This is a genomic window from Mesorhizobium sp. M4B.F.Ca.ET.143.01.1.1, from assembly GCF_004792275.1.
Taxonomy (GTDB): domain Bacteria; phylum Pseudomonadota; class Alphaproteobacteria; order Rhizobiales; family Rhizobiaceae; genus Mesorhizobium; species Mesorhizobium abyssinicae.
In genome coordinates this window covers 16,386-32,596 of sequence record NZ_SRSR01000009.1, presented here as the reverse complement: position 1 = coordinate 32,596, position 16,211 = coordinate 16,386, and the positions used below count along the sequence as shown (strand labels likewise).

At 64.9% G+C, this 16,211-nt stretch carries 18 protein-coding genes; 10 read left to right on the top strand and 8 right to left on the bottom strand.

The window, feature by feature from the left end; translation table 11 throughout:
* Nucleotides 1–10: 10 nt before the first annotated feature.
* From EN786_RS21965 to EN786_RS21950, 4 genes are all read left to right on the top strand, one after another.
* A complete protein-coding gene (locus tag EN786_RS21965; protein WP_128275128.1) occupies nt 11–1,090 on the top strand; it encodes an HPP family protein in 1,080 nt (359 codons plus the stop codon).
* 87 nt (nt 1,091–1,177) lie between these two features.
* The gene (locus EN786_RS21960; RefSeq protein WP_127311608.1) at nt 1,178–1,855 is read left to right on the top strand and encodes an RNA polymerase sigma factor; all 678 of its coding nucleotides are present in this window, start codon (nt 1,178–1,180) and stop codon (nt 1,853–1,855) included.
* Between the two features lie 86 nt (nt 1,856–1,941).
* Nucleotides 1,942–2,466, top strand: a complete 525-nt coding sequence (locus tag EN786_RS21955; protein WP_135908857.1) for a DUF4142 domain-containing protein — start codon at nt 1,942–1,944, stop codon at nt 2,464–2,466.
* Complete coding sequence (locus EN786_RS21950; protein ID WP_127311606.1) at nt 2,463–2,777, top strand: cupredoxin family copper-binding protein; 315 nt, start codon at nt 2,463–2,465, stop codon at nt 2,775–2,777. Before EN786_RS21955 ends, EN786_RS21950 begins: the two co-directional genes overlap by 4 nt.
* Here the strand turns inward: EN786_RS21950 and EN786_RS21945 are convergent.
* Complete coding sequence (locus EN786_RS21945) at nt 2,738–3,631, bottom strand: crotonase/enoyl-CoA hydratase family protein (protein WP_127311605.1); 894 nt, start codon at nt 3,629–3,631, stop codon at nt 2,738–2,740. The two genes, EN786_RS21950 and EN786_RS21945, sit on opposite strands and share 40 nt — an antisense overlap.
* A gap of 81 nt (nt 3,632–3,712) precedes the next feature.
* Between EN786_RS21945 and EN786_RS21940 the strand changes: the two genes are divergently transcribed.
* From EN786_RS21940 to EN786_RS21930, 3 genes are all read left to right on the top strand, one after another.
* Nucleotides 3,713–4,363 (top strand): TetR/AcrR family transcriptional regulator, encoded by a 651-nt coding sequence (locus EN786_RS21940; protein ID WP_127286162.1) that lies wholly within the window; start codon nt 3,713–3,715, stop codon nt 4,361–4,363.
* 251 nt (nt 4,364–4,614) lie between these two features.
* The gene (locus tag EN786_RS21935) at nt 4,615–5,172 is read left to right on the top strand and encodes an OsmC family protein (protein ID WP_127286161.1); all 558 of its coding nucleotides are present in this window, start codon (nt 4,615–4,617) and stop codon (nt 5,170–5,172) included.
* A 56-nt stretch (nt 5,173–5,228) separates the two neighbouring features.
* Nucleotides 5,229–6,458 (top strand): NAD(P)-binding domain-containing protein, encoded by a 1,230-nt coding sequence (locus tag EN786_RS21930; protein ID WP_281034329.1) that lies wholly within the window; start codon nt 5,229–5,231, stop codon nt 6,456–6,458.
* A gap of 12 nt (nt 6,459–6,470) precedes the next feature.
* Here EN786_RS21930 and EN786_RS21925 read toward each other — a convergent pair whose 3' ends face one another.
* Entirely contained in the window at nt 6,471–6,689 is a 219-nt protein-coding gene (locus EN786_RS21925; protein WP_127286159.1) for a hypothetical protein, read from the bottom strand.
* Nucleotides 6,690–6,836: 147 nt separating this feature from the next.
* Between EN786_RS21925 and EN786_RS21920 the strand changes: the two genes are divergently transcribed.
* Nucleotides 6,837–8,360, top strand: coding sequence for a winged helix-turn-helix domain-containing protein (locus EN786_RS21920; RefSeq protein ID WP_189340489.1), 1,524 nt, complete (start codon nt 6,837–6,839; stop codon nt 8,358–8,360).
* Between the two features lie 89 nt (nt 8,361–8,449).
* Here EN786_RS21920 and EN786_RS21915 read toward each other — a convergent pair whose 3' ends face one another.
* From EN786_RS21915 to EN786_RS21900, 4 genes are all read right to left on the bottom strand, one after another.
* Nucleotides 8,450–8,638, bottom strand: a complete 189-nt coding sequence (locus EN786_RS21915; RefSeq protein ID WP_127310271.1) for a DUF1059 domain-containing protein — start codon at nt 8,636–8,638, stop codon at nt 8,450–8,452.
* A gap of 346 nt (nt 8,639–8,984) precedes the next feature.
* Nucleotides 8,985–9,443, bottom strand: coding sequence for a CoA-binding protein (locus EN786_RS21910; RefSeq protein WP_127310272.1), 459 nt, complete (start codon nt 9,441–9,443; stop codon nt 8,985–8,987).
* Nucleotides 9,440–9,811 (bottom strand): 2Fe-2S iron-sulfur cluster-binding protein, encoded by a 372-nt coding sequence (locus EN786_RS21905; protein WP_127310273.1) that lies wholly within the window; start codon nt 9,809–9,811, stop codon nt 9,440–9,442. Before EN786_RS21905 ends, EN786_RS21910 begins: the two co-directional genes overlap by 4 nt.
* Nucleotides 9,808–11,163 (bottom strand): selenium-binding family protein, encoded by a 1,356-nt coding sequence (locus EN786_RS21900; protein WP_127310274.1) that lies wholly within the window; start codon nt 11,161–11,163, stop codon nt 9,808–9,810. The genes EN786_RS21905 and EN786_RS21900 overlap by 4 nt, the downstream gene beginning before the upstream one ends.
* Before the next feature lie 434 nt (nt 11,164–11,597).
* On the opposite strand from EN786_RS21900, the gene EN786_RS21890 reads away from it, so the two are divergent.
* Entirely contained in the window at nt 11,598–11,870 is a 273-nt protein-coding gene (locus EN786_RS21890; protein WP_127286070.1) for a hypothetical protein, read from the top strand.
* A 79-nt stretch (nt 11,871–11,949) separates the two neighbouring features.
* On the opposite strand, the gene EN786_RS21885 is transcribed toward EN786_RS21890, so the two are convergent.
* Nucleotides 11,950–12,951 (bottom strand): L,D-transpeptidase, encoded by a 1,002-nt coding sequence (locus EN786_RS21885; RefSeq protein ID WP_127310275.1) that lies wholly within the window; start codon nt 12,949–12,951, stop codon nt 11,950–11,952.
* A 171-nt stretch (nt 12,952–13,122) separates the two neighbouring features.
* Nucleotides 13,123–14,415, bottom strand: coding sequence for a mechanosensitive ion channel domain-containing protein (locus EN786_RS21880; RefSeq protein ID WP_135908855.1), 1,293 nt, complete (start codon nt 14,413–14,415; stop codon nt 13,123–13,125).
* Nucleotides 14,416–14,675: 260 nt separating this feature from the next.
* On the opposite strand from EN786_RS21880, the gene EN786_RS21875 reads away from it, so the two are divergent.
* Nucleotides 14,676–16,172: an ATP-binding protein gene (locus tag EN786_RS21875; RefSeq protein WP_127286073.1), complete on the top strand. Its 1,497-nt coding sequence runs from the start codon at nt 14,676–14,678 to the stop codon at nt 16,170–16,172.
* Nucleotides 16,173–16,211 lie beyond the last annotated feature (39 nt).

The window sequence follows — 16,211 nt, the reverse complement described above, 5'->3', positions numbered from 1 at the left end:
AGGATTTGCCATGGCGTTCCGCCTTTTTGTCCCCATCCTTGCCGGCGCAACGCTGCGCGAGCGGCTGCTGGCCTGCATCGGCGCCACGATCGGCATCGCGCTGACCGGCGTGATCAGCGGGCTGGCGATGGGCGGCGGTCCGCATGTGGCGCTGCTGGTGGCGCCGATGGGCGCCTCGGCCGTGCTTCTCTTCGCCGTGCCGGCGAGCCCGCTGGCGCAGCCCTGGTCGATTATCGGTGGCAATTCGATCTCGGCGCTGGTCGGCGTGACCGTGGCGCATTTCGTGCACGATCCGGTGATCGCGTCCGGCCTTGCCGTGGCGCTGGCGATCGCGGCGATGTCGTTCACGCGATGCCTGCACCCGCCGGGCGGTGCCGCCGCGCTCACCGCCGTGCTCGGCGGTCCGGCGGTCATCAGCGCCGGTTTCCTGTTCCCGTTCGTGCCGGTGGCGCTGAACTCGACCATCCTGGTCACGCTCGGCTTCCTCTTCCACCGTCTGGCGCGGCGCAACTATCCGCATGTCGCCGCTCCCGCCGCCAACAGCCACGGCACCGCCGATCCGGCGCCGCGCGAGCGCGTCGGCTTCCGGCCCGAGGATATCGACGCGGCGCTGACCGCGCTCGACGAGACCTTCGACATCGGGCGCGACGACCTCGAACGGCTGCTCAGGCAAGTCGAGCTGCAGGCGATGGTGCGCACGCATCGCACGCTGCTTTGCGAAGACATCATGTCGCGCGACGTGATCTCGGTGCCTGAAGATGCCTCCGCCGAGGCGGCGCGGCAGCAGCTTCTCGACCACAACATCCGCACGTTGCCGGTGATCGACGCCGAAGCGAGGCTGGTCGGCGCCGTCGGCCTGCGCGAGCTGACGAAAGCCACCGACACGGTGAAGGGCGTGATGTCGAAGGCCGGCACCGCCTCGCCCGACACGCCGGCGATGAGCCTGCTGCCGGTGCTGACCGACGGGCGCAGCCATGCGGCGGTGATCGTCGATGGCGAACGGCGCATCCTCGGCCTGATCACGCAGACCGACCTTTTGGCCGCAGCCGCGCGCGTGCAAACGGCAGACAAGGGCCTGGCGGCGGCTTAAAATAGCTGCGCCGAAATCCGGGAACCTTTTTGCGGCCAGCGCGTCCAATGTCTCGATGGAGCGTCTGTGCAAGGAGATCGGGGCGTGATGAGGAAGCTTGCCGCTGTCGCGGCGCCCGAAACAGCATCTGGCGACATGGCGCTTGTGCGCCGTGCGCTGGCGCGCGAGGCGGACGCCTTCCGCCTGATCATCAAGACGCACAACCAGCGGCTCTACCGCATCGCGCGCGGCGTGGTACGCAACGACGCCGAGGCCGAGGACATCGTCCAGGAGGCCTATGTCCGCGCCTTCGCCAGCCTCGCCGCCTTTCGCGGCGATGCCTCGCTCTCGACCTGGCTGTCGCGCATCGTCATCAACGAGGCGCTCGGCCGGCTGCGGAAACGAAAGCGCACCGTCGCGATGCCTGAGAATCCGGATGCGCAGATCATCCCGTTTCCCCTCAACGCGAGCGACGATCCGGAGCGGACGATGGCGCAGCGGCAGATCCTCGCACTTGTCGAACGGGCGACCGACAGCCTGCCCGATGTCTACCGCAGCGTGTTCATCGCCCGCGTCATAGAGGGCTTCAGCATGGACGAGACCGCCGACTTGCTCGGCGTCAAGCCCGAGACCGTCAAGACGAGGCTGCACCGGGCGCGCGCCCTGGTGCGCAAGGCGCTGGACGACGAGATCGGCCCGGTGCTGCTCGACGCCTTCCCCTTCGCCGGCCGCCGCTGCGAGCGGCTGACCGAGGCGGTGATGAAAAGACTGGGGATCGAGGGCTGATTCCCGGGAACGTTTCGGGCCTTCCCGCATCCAATCAGCGTTAACCGAAGAACGCGAGCCCGGCACCACCGGGCGAAGGAGATGCCATGTTTACCCGATCGAGCGTTGCCCTCGCCGCCCTGCTCATGCTCGGCGCCGCGCCGCTGGCGCAGGCCGCCGACAAGCCGACCGATCCGCAGATCGCCCACATCGCCTATACGGCGGGCACGATCGACATCGAGGCGGCCAAGCTGGCGATCGAGAAGTCCAAGACCAAGGAGGTCGTGGATTTCGCCAACGACATGGTGCGCGACCATGAGGCGGTGAACAAGCAGGCGCTCGACCTGGTCAAGAAGCTCAATGTCACGCCGGAGGACAACGCCACGAGCCAGGCGCTGGCCAAGGCGGCGGCCGAAGAACGCGGCAAGCTCGCGAAGCTCGACGGCGCGGCCTTCGACAAGGCCTATGTCGAGAATGAGGTGGCCTACCACAAGCAGGTCAACGGGGCGCTGGAGACCCTGCTCATCCCGTCGGCGAGCAATGCCGAGTTGAAGAGCCTGCTGGAGACCGGGCTGAAGATCTTCCAGGGGCATCAGCAGCATGCCGAGCATGTCGCCGGCAGCCTGAAATGACGACGCTGACACGGCCCGCATTAGCGGCGCTGGCGCTGGCGCTCACCGCCAGCCCGGCGCCGGCGGAGACGATCACGGTGACCATCGACAAGCTCGTCTTCTCGCCGGCAAGCGTTACGGCCAGGGTCGGGGACACGATCGAGTGGGTGAACAAGGATGCGTTCGCCCACACGGCCACGGTGAAAGGCGGCTGGGAGGTGATGATCCCGCCGAAATCGACGGGAAAGACGACCCTCAACGAAGCCGGCGCGGTCGACTATTTCTGCCGCTTTCATCCCAACATGCGGGGCCGGGTAGCCGTTTCGCCCTGAGCCGCCACGCGGTCCATTGCCATCGAGGCGCGCCTTGCCTCGCTTGGCCGGGTGATGTGCATCCACGAACCGCCAAAGGCGGGTTTGCGGCGCTCCATCCAGGCGTCAAGGCCCTCGCGCAGATCGGCGGTCGGAACCAGCCGGGCGAACTGCTCCGCCTCGACCAGCAGACCCTCGGCGATGCCGAGGTTGATGCCGCGCGCCACCGCGGTGAGAATGCCGGCCACCGCGGTCGCCGAATGGCTGAGGATGCGCCGGGCGAGATCCCGGGCCGCAGGCATCAGCTCGGCGTGCGGCACGATCCTGTTGACGAGGCCGAGCTCGACGGCGCGCTCCGCCGAAAAGGACTCGCCCGTCAGAAGCAACTCCAGCGCCCGCTTGCGGCCGGCCAGCCGCGGCAGGCGCTGCGTGCCGCCGAAGGTCGGCGGCATGGCGAGGTTGATCTCGGGCTTGGCGAACAGCGCGCGGTCGCAGGCGATGGCCAGCGGCACCGCCTCGGCGATCTCGCAGCCGCCGCCGAAGGCAATTCCATTGACGGCGGCGATGACCGGCTTGCGGAAGGCTTCGAGCCGCGCCGTCAGCCGCTGGCCGCGCATGACGAAGTCGCGCAGCGCCACATCCGCGCCGGTGGCGACGCTAACCGAAAATTCGTGGATGTCGGCGCCGGCGGAGAAGGCGCGCTCGCCTGCTCCGGTCAGGATGACGGCGCGAACCGCATCGTCGGTCTCGATCATGTCGAGCATTTCGAGCAGGCGATCGATCAGGGCGTAATTCAAGGCGTTGAGTTTCTCGGGGCGATTGAGCGTCAGCACCGCGACGCGGTCGTGGTTTTCGCAAAGCACAAGCTCGGCCATTTTTTCTCTCCGTCATGGAACTGCCGGAAAGGATCAGCTTTTGCGTTGTGTGTATATTCACTAGTCGGTATACTTGCCGACATGAGCGAGCCCAGCCCCACCCGCAAACGCATCGTCGATGCGGCGACGAAGCTGTTCTATGCCGAAGGCGTCGCTCGGGTCAGCGTCGACGCGGTGGCCGAAAAGGCGGGGCTGACCAAGCGCACGCTCTACTATCATTTCAGGAGCAAGGACGATCTGATCGCCGCCTATCTCGACGGCCGCGACCAACCCAACATCAAGCAGATGGGCGGCTGGTTCGACGCCGCCGAGGGCGGCGTCGACAAAAAAGTCGCGGCGATCTTCACCAATCTGGCGCGCGTGGCGCGGCACCCGAAGTGGAAAGGCTGCGGCTATCTGCGCACCGCCGCCGAGCTCGCCGCCATGCCCGGACACCCGGCGGTCAAGGCCGGGTCGCGCCACAAGACCAATTTCGAACAATGGCTGGCCGCAGAGCTTTCAAGCCACAACGTCAGCGAGCCCGGCATGCTGGCGCGCGAGATCGTGCTTTTGATGGACGGCGCCTTCTCCAGCATGCTGATCCACCACGATCCCGACTACATCGGTGCCGCCGGCCACGCCGCGGCGACGCTGGTCAAGGTGAGGATGACAGAGCCGGCTCCGCCAGCAGCCAGTCGATCATCGCGGCGGCGTGGGCGGGTGATCGGTCGGGCGCCAGGATCGAAAGGCTGAGGCCGGTCGGCACGCGCTTTTCGAATGGCGCCACCAGTGAGCCGGCGGCAAGCGGGCGCGAGACCAGCGCGGGCCGGGACGGCCTGATCGAAATAGCTATTTCTGGCTCCGAAGGGCGACCATGCCCGCGCCGGAAACAACTTGTCGAAACGCCTGGCTGCCCATACCATGCCCGCCCCACGGCCAAAGCTGATCAGGAGGTCAGTGAAACGGTCGGGTTTTTCAGCCAGTGCAAGGTAGGGAGGATAATCATGGCTTCCGCAGTACAGGCCGACAATGGCGTCAACGTAGAGGCGCTGCTCGCCGCAAAAGAAGCGCTTACCAACGCCCCGGAGGCCGCGCAGTTCAAGTGGCGCGCGGCATGCGAATGGAAGGATGGCACCCACAGCCACTCGACGGTCGAGAGTTTTTACGGTCTCGGACAGGACCAGCATCGCAAGACCACCTTCGCATTCGACGCCGACCATCCGGAGGTCTTCGCTTCCCTGGATCAGGGCGCCACGCCTGTCGAATACGTGCTGGTCGGGCTGGCCAGTTGCCTGACCGCCGGCATCGCCGCGGTTGCCCAGAACCGCAACATCCAGTTGAAGTCGGTGAAGGCGACCATCGAAGGCGACATGGATCTCGCCGGCATACTCGGCATCGACAGCGACGTCCGCAACGGCTTCAGCGGCATCACGGTGAAGTACGCCATCGACGCCGACGCCAAGCGCGAGGACATCGAGGCGCTCGTCGCCCAGTCGCAGAAGCGGTCGGCCGTCTATGACATCGTCACCAATCCGACGAACGTCACGGTCGTTGTGAACTGAAGGGCGGTTCGAGCCGTAGCTTTTGCTGAGAGGGCGCGATTAGTTCCGTCACCACAGTGATCGTCGGCGCAGGGCACGCGGGGCTCGCGATGAGCCGCTGCCTCGCGGAGCGCTCCATCGACCATGTGCTGCTGGAGCGCGGCGAGATCGCCAATAGCTGGCGCACCGAGCGGTGGGATTCGCTGCGGCTGCTCACGCCCAACTGGCAGAGCCGGCTGCCCGGCTTTCGCTATGACGGCGACGACCCGGACGGCTACCGGACGCTGCCCGAGGTGATCGACTTCCTCGGCAGCTATGCCAGGGCGATCTCGGCGCCGGTCGAAACCCATACGACAGTTACCTCGGTGCGCGGCGACGGTACGGGATACCTGGTGCGCACGGACCGCGGCGAGTGGCGGTGCCGGACCGTGGTGCTGGCGTCGGGCGCCTGCAACATCGCGCGCCTGCCCGATTTCGCCGCCCGCGTGCCGCCGTCGGTCGCCATGCTGACGGCGCAGTCCTACCGCAATCCGGGCCAGGTCGCCGACGGCGGTGTGATGGTGGTGGGCGCGTCGTCGAGCGGCACCCAGATCGCACAGGAGTTGCAGCGTTCGGGGCGTCAGGTGACGCTGTCGGTGGGCGAGCACATAAGGGCGCCCCGCATCTATCGCGGCAGGGACCTGGAATGGTGGATGGACGCCGCCGGCGTGCTCGACGAGCGCTACGACGAGGTCGACGACATCAGGCGGGCGCGGCGTGTGCCTTCGCTGCAGCTTGCCGGCACGCCCGACCGCACCACCCTCGACCTCAATGCGCTGCTCGACCGCGGCGTCAGGCTGGTCGGCCGTCTCGCCGGCATCACCGAGGACGGCAAGGCGCAGTTTGCCGGGTCGCTGCGCAACATGTGCGCGCTTTCCGATCTCAAGATGGCCCGGCTGCTCGACCTTATCGACGAATGGGCGCGCGACAACGGCCTGGACGCGACGGTCGGGCCGCCGGAGCGCCCGCCGCCGACCCGTGTCGAGGACAACCCGCCACTCGGCCTGGATCTCGCCGGCGGCGCGATCAGGACGATCATCTGGGCCTCCGGCTACCGGCCGGACTACTCCTGGCTGGAGCTGCCTGTCCTCGACCGCTGGGGCCACGTCCGTCACGACGGCGGGGTGGCCGACCAACCGGGCCTCTACCTGATGGGAATGCAGTTCCTGCGCCGCCGCAAGTCCGCGCTGATCGACGGTGCCGGCGATGACGCGCGCGATCTCAGCGACCATCTGGCAGCGTATCTGAGGCAAGGTTCGATCCCCTAGGGCGTGGACTCGTCACCAATTGGGATCCCGACCTTCGAGATCATTGTCCGGCACAGCCCGCGGCCGGCCCACGCGACTGCTGTAGGGAGCCACGTAGGCCATGTTGAGTGCATCGCCCACCAAATTGGACATGGCGGCAAGCAACGCGCCGATTGCGAGCCTCGGAAAGTCCGGCCGTGGCAGGCTGAGGCGGCGGATGGTGATCGGGGTGGTTGTGGAGATCTCGGCCATGGTGTCCTCCTGTGACGGTGAGAATGACACTGCTTCCCACTCAGGTCCTTGGCCGGGAGCTGAAGAGTCCTGAACAGCCCTGAAGTTCGCCTTCGGGGCGGTCTTGCATTATCCTGCCCGCGACGGACGGGTTCTGGGCCAATGGACTTGGAGTTTGGCAACTATCGTTTGAAACGAGCCGAACGGCTGCTGCTGGGGCCGGAAGGACCGCTGGAACTTTCTGCGCGATCCTTCGACATCCTCGCCACGTTGCTGGAGAGGCCTGACGAGGTGGTCGCCAAGACCGACCTCTTCGATGCAGTCTGGCCCGGCATGGTGGTCGAGGAGAACACGCTGCAGGTCCACATTTCGGCGCTGCGAAAACTGCTGCCTGCCGAGATGATCGTTACCGTGCATGGGCGCGGCTACAAATATGGTGGCCCGAGGCCCCTCGAGGCCTCCGCGGAAGCTCCGGCGCCGCTCAGACCGTCCATTGCCGTTCTTCCCTTCGACAACATGAGCGGCGACCCTGAACAGGATATTTTCTGCGAAGGATTGGCGCTCAACATCGTCGCCAGCCTCGGGCGCTTTCACGAGTTGTTCGTCATCGACAGGTTTTCGACCCTAGCCTACCGGAACCGGCCTGTGACATCGGCTGAGGCCGCGCGTGAACTTTCGGTTCGCTATGTTCTGGAGGGAAGTGTTCAGAAGGCTGGGGGCCGCATCCGCGTCTCGGTCCAACTTGTCGACGGAGCCGAGAGCCGGCAGCTTTGGACCGAGACCTATGACCGGGAACTGACGGATATCTTCTCGGTCCAGGACGAAATCACGGGGACGATCATCGGCACGCTTGCGTCTGGCTATGGCGGCAGGCTCGGAAAGGCCTGGCGTGACCGAAGCAAGTCCGCCGGGCTCAAGAGTTTCGTCGCCCTGGACCATCTCCAGCGCGCCATTGATGCCTGTCGTTTCAGCAAGGAAGGAGAGAGCCTTGCCAGGGAGCATCTGACCAGGGCAATCGAATGTGATCCGAGACTTGCTAAGGCCTATAGCAAAATGGCAATGAGTCACACGGTCGACGCCTGTTGCGGCTGGGCCGACGACCATGACGCTTCAATGGAACTGGCCCGCCGATGGGCCGTGAAGGCGATTGCCTGCGACGACGGGGATTCCTGGTCCTATTGGGCTTTCGCCAACTATCATTTGTATACTTTGAATCATGGCGTGGCACTTGAGGCCTTCCGGAAGGCCCTCGAATGCAATCCCAACGACGCCGACGTGACCACCGACTACGCTCTTTGCCTGAGCTATGCGGGCAGGGCGAAAGAGGGCATCGAGCACGCGCGAAAGGCCATGCGCCTCAATCCATTTCACTATGAATGGTACACTTCCCAACTGGGCCAGATCTATTTCGACGCCCGCCAATACGACAAAGCCATCGCCACCTTCGCCAGCCTGCGCTCGCTGGATAGCGCCATCATGCGCATCTATCAGGCCGCCAGCTTCGCTGCCGCCGGGAACCAGCAGCAGGCCCAGAAATCGGTGAAACGCGCTGTCGAACTCGATGCCGGCGCCACGCTGGAAAAATGGACCGATCCGAAGCTCGCGCCCTATGGTGATGCCGCGTACTTTGAGCATTTTCGCAAGAATCTCCGCAAGGCCGGCCTGCCCGAGCGGGCCGCATACACGCCCTAGTCAGTAACCGAGCGCCGCAACCGTGTGCTTGAATAGAGCCAGCGATCCTGTCGCGCCGTCGGCTTTGCTCTGCTCAAAATCCCGTCAACCTAGCTGGCGACAATCAGGTTTTGGACTTGCTCCCGGTCACCTTGCGACCACTGTTTCGGGTCTTCATCGTGGGCGACTTCAGCGTGTAGTTCGACGTGCTTCATTACCTCTGACGCGTTCTCTGCCGTAAAGCTCGCCGGGCACGCTTCCATCCCCGGATAGTCCCTGCACCGATACGTGTACGGCATCGCTGCCTCCGTATATTAGAGAACACTTTAAGAAAGCGAGTGGACGCGAGTTTTGTCAATATACCTTTCCAGGCCGCAGCAGTTTTGGCGCTAGGAGCAGCATCGGCCCTCGGCCGCCGCGCTCACCCGTGGGATCCAAAGTGAAGCCAGCGCCCACGAGCGTGGCCGTCACTTCTGCCAATGCCGGGAAGCGGTACACGTCGGCTGGAAACGCAAGGCAGTTTTTGTCCTCGTCCGATCTGAACACCAGCGCCAGGCGCCCGCCCGGCTTTGGAACCCGCACGATCTCGCGAAGGGCGAAGGGCGGTTGGTTGCCGCGACAACGCCGAATTCCGCGACCCTGCAGTCATATCCCCAAATGCAGCTTCGGCTTCCAGAAGGGGCGGAACAATTCGATCTTGGGACAGCGGTTCATCACCACTTTCAAGCCCGCCTCCTCCGCCAGCCGGGCGGCAGCGTCATCCCTCACCCCGATCTGGCCCCACAGCACCTTGGCATTGATGGCGATGGCTTCCTGCGCGACTTCCAGCAGATCCTCCGAGCGGCGGAACACCTCGACCATGTCGACAGGCCGGTCGATGGCCGCCAGCGATGGGTACACTTTAAGTCCGCGAATTTCCTTGACGCCGGAACTGGGGTTGACCGGGATCATGTCGTAGCCGGTTTCGTGCAGCACCCTCAGGACACCATAGGAAAACTTGGTCTTGTCGGGGCTGGCGCCCACCATCGCGATGGTTTTGACCGATTTCAGGATTTCTTGCAGATAAGCCTCCGGATAGGGCTCATCGTGGTTCATATGGGTCATTTCTTGTCGTCCAGCGGGGTCGCGATATCGGCTTTCAACTCATGCGCGGCCAAGGGGTCGAGGAAGGGGTTGCGGTAGAGCTTGTCGTGGCTTTCGACGCCGACCTCCAGCGTGCAGTCGCTCAGCGGGCGGGCAACGCAGAGGATGATGTAGCCATTCGCGATCTGGCGGTTGTTCAGCGCTACCTGCGCCCTCTGATCGACCTTGCCGCTGATCATCTTGGCCGCGCAGGTTATGCAGCCGCCATACTTGCAGCCGTAAGGCAGGTCCACGCCCTGCTCGCGCAGGCTCTGCAGGAGCGGCTTGCGGCGATCGACCGCAAAGGCCGCGCCGCCCTGGTTGGCGAGCGTGATGGTGAAGCTGGTCATACCCAGATGTCGCTCGTGCAATCGCCGCCGGGATAACGGGTTTCGTGGCAGCGGCTCGGGCCATTCGGTTCCTTGCCGAAATCGACGACAAAGCGCGGATCAATTGCCATGCCGCCGTTTTCCGTATCGCAATTGACCATCAGCATGCAGCCGCCATTGGTGCGGATTTCCGGATAGAACTGGTTGTCCCAGGTCGAGAACAGCGAGGTCGTCACATAAAGGCGTTTGCCGTCGAGGCTGAGCTGGATCATCTGCGGCCCGCCAGTGACTTTCACGCCATTGACCTCGGGCGCGCGGCCGAGCAGTCCGCCCATCCACACTTGTCCGGTAAGCTTGGCGTTGTGAGGGTCGGAGATGTCGTACTGGCGGATGTCGCCATGCAGCCAGTTGCACAGATAGAGGTATCTGTCGTCCATGCTGAGCAGGATGACCGAGATCACGCCGGGTATCGGGATCGGCCATTCGGGATGCGGCTCATTCTCGACGTCGACGATTTTTTCCCATTGCCAATCGCCCGCCGCGTCCTTCCACCAATGGATGATGTTTGCGGAAAGCGCCGCGCCGACAAAACCGTGGCTGCTGTCGGGATTGTGATGGAAGCGCACTTCCAGCGGGATCAGGCCGTCCTCACCAAGATAGAATGTCTGCCTTGGCTCCTTCTTCTCGAAATCCCAGAAATGGATCTCGCGGCCATATTTCAGATGGCCGACCTCTTCGAGGTCGAACCCGGGCATGAAGGTGTTGGGCGCGGCCCATTCCGAGCTGACCATCACGTTGTGCCGCGGCTGGTACCAGAAATCATAGCCGAACTTGATGCCGCCCATGGAGTTTTCCCAACGGCCGACGATCTCGAACTCCTTGCTGAGCTGCAGATAGCCGCCGGGGGCATTGCCTTGCGCGTCGCCAAGCATGGAGACGATGATATCCGAGCCGAGGCAATGCACCGTGTGCGGCGCCGACAGATTGGTCCTGGCCTTGATCTCGGCGCCGTCGATGACCTTGAACAAGGTCGGATTGCGGGGATCGGTGCCGCAATCGACAATATGCAGATTGGACGAGCGCACCCCCGGCACAATCAGGTATTTCCGCTCCATGCTGGCATCGCCATGGCACGACGAGCAGGCATTCCAGCCCGAATGATGCAGCTCATCGCCGATGCCCGGCATTTGCAGGCGTGAAATCACCTGGCTGTAGGTCGGGCTCTGCGGGTCGACATCGATGGTGCACAGATAGTCCGGCTTCTGAATGCCCGTGCCGGTGTAGATGGCAATCGTATAGAGCAGCTTTTCGCGCGGCGCCCGCATCGCCTCGGCGGGAGAAGCATAGCCCGGTCCACAGCAATGATTGGTCATGGGTACTTCCCCATTTGAACAGATCGCCGGCCAGCCCCAAGGGGGTTAGGCTGGAATGTTAGTGCATGCTCGGCGCTGGCGCTACGGCTGGGGCGGCGGTGGAGCCTGCGCCGTGATGACAACTCGGCGGCACGGCACCGCGCGGTGGAACAGCGGCGCTCCTCGCGCGTTGTTTAATTAGGAGTATCTAATATGAGATTCGTGGTGGTCCGGGAGCCAACCGACACTTGGGCCGTATTTGACACGATCGTTAACGAGCCGGCGGGATTCGCCAGCCAATGCCTCATCGGGTTGACGCGTGAACAGGCCGAGTGGTTCGCGTCAAGGTGCAATCAACAAATGTCGCGAAGCGTTCGGCGCGTTCAGGACATGCCGCGCAGTGTTGTGCCACTGATGCCGAGGGATGTGAATGAAACGATTCGTCGGCAGGCCACATGATGACCGAAGATGCGATGGCGGCTGTTTTGGCAGTCAGGAACACGGCGGCCGAGATCCTGGGGGTAGTTGACAGCGCCAACAAAACCGATGCCGCTGTCGACGTCCGCCGTCTGGGCGAGGCCGTCCAGTTCCTCGCCAATGCTCAGATCCTGGGCTACGATGTCCGTGCCGCGATGGTTTTGTACGGCGACCTGGGAACGCCATCCCTTCGAGCCAGAGACTGCGAGCAGCTGTGGGCCAAATACGGAAAGGCCTTGCTCGCGTATTGATGAGATCAGATGACTTCATCGCCTGCTGGAATGCGCCCGCCGCCAACGCGCGAGCCTGTCCTGCGTTGCGCCTGTTGCACTACTGAGGCGTGTCGCCTGCGTTCGCCATTTCGTCCTTGAAGCTCACCTTCGTGCTTTTCCTCACCATGGCCGCGAGGTCCCCGGCATCCCAGTTGGTCAGCCTGATGCAGCCATGCGAGAAGGTCGCGCCGATCTTGCCGGGCTCGGGCGTGCCGTGAATGCCGTAGCTCTCAATGGAGAGATCGATCCAGACAGAACCCACGGGATTGTTGGGGCCGGCAGCAATGGTGAATGGCCGCTTTGCCTTGACCCCCTTGAAAGCGAAGTCCGGATCGTAGTGATAGGTCGGATTGCGCACCACGCGCTTGACCTCCGCCTCGCCAGTCGGCGCCGGCTTCTCGTCGCTGCCAATCGAAGCCGGGAAGACCGCGAGCCATTTGCCGGAAGGATCAAGCACGCGCACCTGGCGCGCGCCCTTGTCGACCTCGACACCGGCAATGGCGGCGGGAGGATCCCCCCGGCCAACATCCGGCACCAGCAATTTCGTGCCGACCTTCCTGAAGCCGATGCCCGGATTGAGCCGCCTGAGCAATTGCTCGCTGATATGGAAGCGCTCCGCCAGCCTCTCCGTCGCATTGTGATAGCCGAGCCTCGGCAGGCGGGCCATCCGCTCCAGCCGGGCCGGGATATGCCTGGTGAAAGGTCCGCGCACATCCTTGCGCGTCAACTCATAGGCAACCAGGACCGGGCTCGTGGAGGTTGCCATCAGCCTGTCCCAGGTCTCGCGCGTGAGCTTGCCGTCCGACGGCAATCCGTTCGCCGTCTGAAAGGCCCTGACCGCCCTGGCGAAATTTTCCGATGCACGGCCCTCGATCAAGCCTGGCGAGAAACGGGCGCGATCCAGAAGAATCTCTGCCTTCAGCAGGACGGGGCTGAAGCCCTTCGGTTCCTCGACGGTGAATTGCGCCTCGTTGACGGTGGCTGGGTCCAGCTTGGCCGCCCCTGCCCCGCCGCAAGCGAGGGCAAGCACCACAGCGACCAACAGAACGAGCCGGGGCATCGAGGTCACTCCACGAAAACCTGCTTGTATTATGACGCGGCAGGGCTCTTCTGGTTCCGTTCACTCGCAGCTGCAGGGGAGAACCTGACCAGATGAGGCACTCCAGCCGGCGATGAAAAGAACTCTGCCGAGGGTCTTGCAATCTTGCGATGCGACGCCCGGCCACCGGCCTTATCGCCCGCTCGGCGCGCCCGGCTTCATAATGATCTCCCGGTGCGGATACGGAATGCTGATGCCATTGGCCTTGAACGTGTCCCATAGCGCCAGCAGCACCTTGCCGCGCACATTGGTCAGGCCTTGCTGGGGGTCGCGGATCCAGAAGCGCAGGACGAAGTTCAGCGAGGAGTCGCCGAAATCGGTCAGCCAGCAGACCGGCCGCCGGTCGGCCTCGACCCGGCCGACGCTGATCGCCGCCTCGATCGCCAGTTCGCTGACCTTGTGCGGGTCGGCGTCGTAGGAGACGCCGAAGTTCACGTCGAGCCGCACGAGGTTGTCGCTGAACGACCAGTTGATGACCCGTTGGGTGATGAAGTCCTCGTTGGGGATCAGGAATTCGCGGCCGTCGCGCGTCACCACCGAGACGAAGCGCGCCCGCAATTCGCGGATCCAGCCGAACGTGCCTTCGAGAGAGATCGTGTCGCCGGGCTTGATCGACTTGTCGAGCAGGATGATGACGCCGGAGACGAAGTTGGAGACGACCTTCTGCAGGCCGAAGGCGAGACCGACGCCGACGGCGCCGGAAAACACCGTCAGCGCCGTCAGGTCGAGGCCGACGGCCGATAGCGCGACGGCGCCCGCCACCAGCACGAGGCCGATCTTGGCCACCTTGCCGACGAGGACGCGGATCGACGGCGTCAGCTCCTCGGAGAGGCGGACACGCTCATCGATGTAATTGCCGATGACCACCGCCAGCCAGACCGTCGCGACCAGCAGCAGCGCCGCCTTCAGCACGATGAGCGCAGAAAGGCGAACCGCACCGAGCGGGATTGCCAGGCTGTCGAGGACCGTGGCCGCGTCGTCGCTGACGTGCAGGATGACAAGGGCCGCATAGATCCACGCCAGCCAGCCCAGCGTGCGTGCGACGAGGCGGTTGCGGATGATGCGCGACAGCACCGTCGCGAAGAGCCACGCCAGCGCGAGCAGCAGCGCGACCTGGATGAGATGGGTGCGGCTTGGCCAGGTGACGGCGCGCAGCAGGCTGAGCGCGGCAAACAGGAAGAGCGTGAACAGGATCCAGTCGGTGCGCCGCAGCAGGGCGATCACCACCCGCAACAGTCCGGGATGGCCCTTGATCTGGCGCGCCTGGCCCTCTACCAGCGGCTCGACGCGCAGCGCCGCGAGCTTGGCCAGCGCGAACAGTGCGGCCATGATGCCGAGCTGATAGACGAACCACGGCGTGGCGGCATAGTCGAACCATCCGCCGGCCCAGGCCAGCGATCTTTCGATGGCGTCGCGAAAATCCATTTGCCACGACCACTTGGCTAAGGAACTGCAACTTGTGGTCCACAATGTCGCCGGGCTTGAGAATGGTCAAGCGGACTTCGCTCGGCCCCTGGCCTGCGCCCACTCCGGCGCGTGTCCGGCGAATTCGGGGTTTGTGCGGCCAGGCGTGAACGGCCACCGAAGAGCTGGGGAACAATGGCCCGTCCATGCCCGGCGCGCTCGACCCGCCGCGCTTCGGTTGATAAGCCCTGTCGCCGCAGTAAAGGTTTTCGAGTCGAAATATGACGGTTGCGATCGAGATGGGCGAGACGAGCGCGGGGGCCACGGCGGCCCTCGACCTCGAGGAGCTTTTGGCGACCCGGCTTCTGGTGCAGGGCAATTCCGGCTCCGGCAAGTCGCATCTCTTGCGCCGGCTGCTCGAACAGAGCGCGCCCTGGGTGCAGCAGACCATCATCGACCCTGAAGGCGACTTCGTCTCGCTCGCCGAGCGCTTCGGTCATCTGGTGATCGATGCCGAGGAGCACACCGAGCGCGGCCTGCAGGCGGCCGGCGAGCGGGCGCGCATCCACCGCGTCTCCACCGTCCTCAACCTCGAGGGGCTCGACGCCGAGAACCAGATGCGGCGCGCCGCCGCCTTCCTCGGCGGGCTGTTTGAGGTCGCGCGCGACCACTGGTATCCGATGCTGGTGGTGGTGGATGAGGCGCAGCTGTTTGCGCCGGCGGTGGCGGGCGAGGTTTCCGACGAGGCGCGCAAGCTTTCGCTCGGCGCGATGACCAATTTGATGTGCCGCGGCCGCAAGCGCGGGCTGGCCGGCATCATCGCCACGCAGCGGCTGGCGAAGCTTGCCAAGAACGTCGCGGCGGAAGCCTCCAACTTCCTGATGGGCCGCACCTTCCTCGACATCGACATGGCGCGCGCCGCCGACTTGCTCGGCATGGAGCGGCGGCAGGCGGAGGCGTTTCGCGACCTCGAGCGCGGACAGTTCATGGCGCTCGGTCCGGCGCTGTCGCGGCGTCCGCTCGGCCTGCGCATCGGCCCGACTGATACAAAACCGCGCAACGGCACGCCGCGGCTGATGCCGCTACCGGAGGCGGCCTTGGAGGATGCGCGCGCGATCATCCTCGCCGCGCCGCCGCCCGAGACGGTCAGGCCGCAGCGCCGGGCGCCCTCGCCCGACCTGCTCGACCAGCTGATGGCGGCGAAATCGGCGGCGCTGGAGATCCGCCCCGAGCCGGCGGAGGCCGCACCCAGCGCCGAGGATCTTGCCGAGCGGCGCGAACGGATGGACCGCGTGCTCGGTGCCGTGCTCGCCGAACCCGATGCCGGTTTTCGCGTCATCGGCGTGCTCTACCAGGAGTTCGTCGTCCGGTGCCGGATCGAGGGCCTGGCCTCGGTGGTGCCGGACCTTGCCGAGTTCCGCCGCATGCTGACGCGGGCGCGGGCCGGCCTCGGCTCCGAAATGGCGGAAGACGACGCCTGGCGCGACGTCTCGGTGCGCGCCTCGCTGCTGCCCGAAGACATGCAGGGCGTGTTCATGATGATCGCCCGCGCGGCGAAGGAGAGCCGGCCCTGCCCGAGCGACGCGGCGATCGCGCGCGCCTATGGCTCGCACTCGCTGCGCCGCGCGCGCCGCCTGCTCACCTATATCGAGGAGCAGGGCCTCATCGTCTGCCAACTCGACGGCACCGGCCGGCGCACCGTGACGCTGGTGGAGCTTGCCTGGGCGACGGCGCCGGGCGATCCCAATGCCGAGGAGGCGGAGCTAGGCGTTTCGTGACGAGAGCAAGGCCCCGTACGGGGCCTTACCCTATCGCCA